This window comes from Herbaspirillum sp. B65, from assembly GCF_000333555.1.
Lineage (GTDB): Bacteria > Pseudomonadota > Gammaproteobacteria > Burkholderiales > Burkholderiaceae_D > Herbaspirillum > Herbaspirillum rubrisubalbicans.
Genome location: NZ_BADI01000529.1, coordinates 1 through 2,487, shown reverse-complemented (window position 1 = coordinate 2,487; position 2,487 = coordinate 1). Strand labels below are relative to the sequence as shown.

Sequence of the window (2,487 nt, the reverse complement as noted above, 5' to 3'; positions counted from 1 at the left end):
GCAACGATGCGCACCGCCTGATCGAGGAATGCATGTTGGCCGCCAACGTGTGCGCGGCCGACCTGTTGAAGCGTCACGATCATCCGGCGCTCTATCGCATTCACGCTGGCCCGACCAAGGAAAAGCTGACGCAGTTGCGTACCTTCTTGAAGCAGGTCGGCCTGCACCTGGGGGGCGGCGACACCCCCAGTGCCTCCGACTATGCCGAGCTGATGCCCAAGGTCAAGGCGCGCCCGGATGCGGTGCTGATCCAGACCATGCTGTTGCGCTCCATGCAGCAGGCCGTCTACAGCCCTGACAACATCGGCCACTTCGGCCTGTCCTACGAATCCTACGCGCACTTCACCAGCCCGATCCGCCGTTATCCCGACCTGCTGACCCACCGTGCCATCAAGGCCGTGCTGCAGGGCAAGCGGTACGAGCCCAAGGGCATCGACAGCGGCGCGCTCAATACCTCGATTTCCCCGGCCGCGCGCAAGGCGCAGGCGCTGCAGCGTGCCACCGACAAGGCCGCCGGCAAGAAGCCGCGTGGCGAAAGCGCGCTGGCGATCTGGGAAGCGTTGGGCCTGCACTGTTCGGCCAATGAGCGCCGTGCCGATGAGGCTTCGCGCGATGTGGAAGCCTGGCTGAAGTGCTACTTCATCCGCGACAAGCTGGGCGAGGAATTCACCGGCACCATTTCCGGCGTGGCCACCTTCGGTATCTTCGTGCAACTCGATGCGCTCTATATCGAAGGCCTGGTGCACGTCACCGAGCTGGGCGCCGATTACTTCCAGTACGACGAAGCGCGCCACGAGCTGCGCGGCGAGCGCACCGGCATCCGTTACCAGTTGACCGACCGCGTCACCGTGCAGGTCAGCCGAGTGGACCTGGATGCGCGCAAGATCGACCTGTCGCTGGTCAACGAGCCGGGCATCCGCACCCTGATCAAGAACGAAGCCAAGCGTGCCGAGACTGCCGCCCGCGGCAAGTCTGCCGGCAGCAAGCCGACCGCTGCCAGCCAGCCGGCCGCGCGCGGCAAGAAGGCCGCGGCACCCAAGCCGGCCACGGCAGCGGCCAAGCCCAAGGGCGGCGCCAAGGCCAAGGCCGGCAGCACCACTCATGCGCGCGCCGGCGAGGCCGACCGCAAGCGTGCTGCCGCCAAGGGTTTCAACAAGGGTGGCAAGAAGAAGCGATGAGCATGTCCCCGGTCCAACCTGAAGCGGTTGACCGGGTTTGATGGAATGAGGAGCAACAGCTCCAAGCAAGACGAAAGACACAAGCAGGATCTATGAAGAGCAAAATGATTTTCGGCTTCCATGCCGTGACCTCCCGTATCCCGCCACGAGGCTTCCTCGGTGGAAGAGATCTACGTGGATGCCGAACGCCGCGACCGCCGGATGCTGGATTTGCTGCACGCGGCCAAGGAAGCCAATGTGCGCATCATCCAGGCCGACGACCAGCGCTTGGGCGCCATGGTCGGCACGCGCCGCCACCAGGGGGTGGTGGCCAAGGCCGCTGCGCTGTCGCTGGCGCGCACCCTCGATGAATTGCTGGATGCCGTGGTCGGCCCGCCGCTGCTGCTGATCCTCGATGGCATCACCGATCCGCACAACCTGGGCGCTTGCCTGCGCGTGGCCGATGGCGCCGGCGCGCACGCCGTGATCGCCCCCAAGGACCGCGCCGTGGGCCTGAATGCGACCGCTATGAAGGTTTCCAGCGGCGCCTCCGACACCGTGCCTTATATCACCGTCACCAACCTGGCGCGCACCATGCGTGATCTGAAGGAACGTGGCGTGTGGATCATCGGTACTTCGGACGACGCCGAAAAGGGGCTCTACGAAGGTGACTTCACCGGCCCCACCGCCTTGGTCATGGGTTCCGAAGGGGAGGGGATGCGCCGCCTGACGCGCGAGACCTGCGACGTGCTGGTCAACATCCCCATGTTCGGTTCGGTCGAGAGCTTGAACGTATCCGTGGCTTCCGGTGTGTGTCTGTACGAGGCGCGACGCCAGCGCTTGCCCAAGTAAGTCCGGTCATCCCGCATGACAGCATCGCCGGACTTCGTGTCCGGCGATTTTTTTTGCAGCCCCTTTTCTTTCAACGTTTCAGGAAACACACCATGTTCAGCCGACTCAGAGAAGACATCGCCAGCATCCGCGCGCGCGACCCCGCCGCGCGCAATAGCTGGGAGGTGCTGACCTGTTATCCGGGCCTGCACGCGGTGATCCTGCACCGCTGGGCCCAGGCTTGCTGGAATGCCGAACTGAAGTGGCTGGGCCGCTTCATCTCGCAACTGGGGCGCACCCTGACCGGCATCGAGATCCACCCCGGCGCCACCATCGGCCGCCGTGTCTTCATCGACCACGGCATGGGCGTGGTGATCGGCGAGACCGCCATCGTCGGCGACGATTCCACCATCTACAGGGCGTGACCCTGGGCGGCACCTCGCTGACCAAGGGCGCCAAGCGCCATCCCACGCTGGGGCGCGGCGTCATCATCGGCGCT

Annotated in this window: 1 protein-coding gene and 2 pseudogenes; all 3 read left to right on the top strand. The window is 65.1% G+C overall.

Annotated elements, in window-relative coordinates; translation table 11 throughout:
• A partial coding sequence (locus tag I5W_RS12830; RefSeq protein ID WP_044529521.1) for an RNB domain-containing ribonuclease occupies positions 1 to 1,178 on the top strand: 1,178 nt, incomplete at its 5' end.
• Positions 1,179 to 1,270: 92 nt separating this feature from the next.
• Positions 1,271 to 2,009: pseudogene (gene rlmB, locus I5W_RS12825) on the top strand (23S rRNA (guanosine(2251)-2'-O)-methyltransferase RlmB).
• Between the two features lie 92 nt (positions 2,010 to 2,101).
• Positions 2,102 to 2,487, top strand: a pseudogene (epsC, locus tag I5W_RS12820) (serine O-acetyltransferase EpsC); the annotation flags it as partial.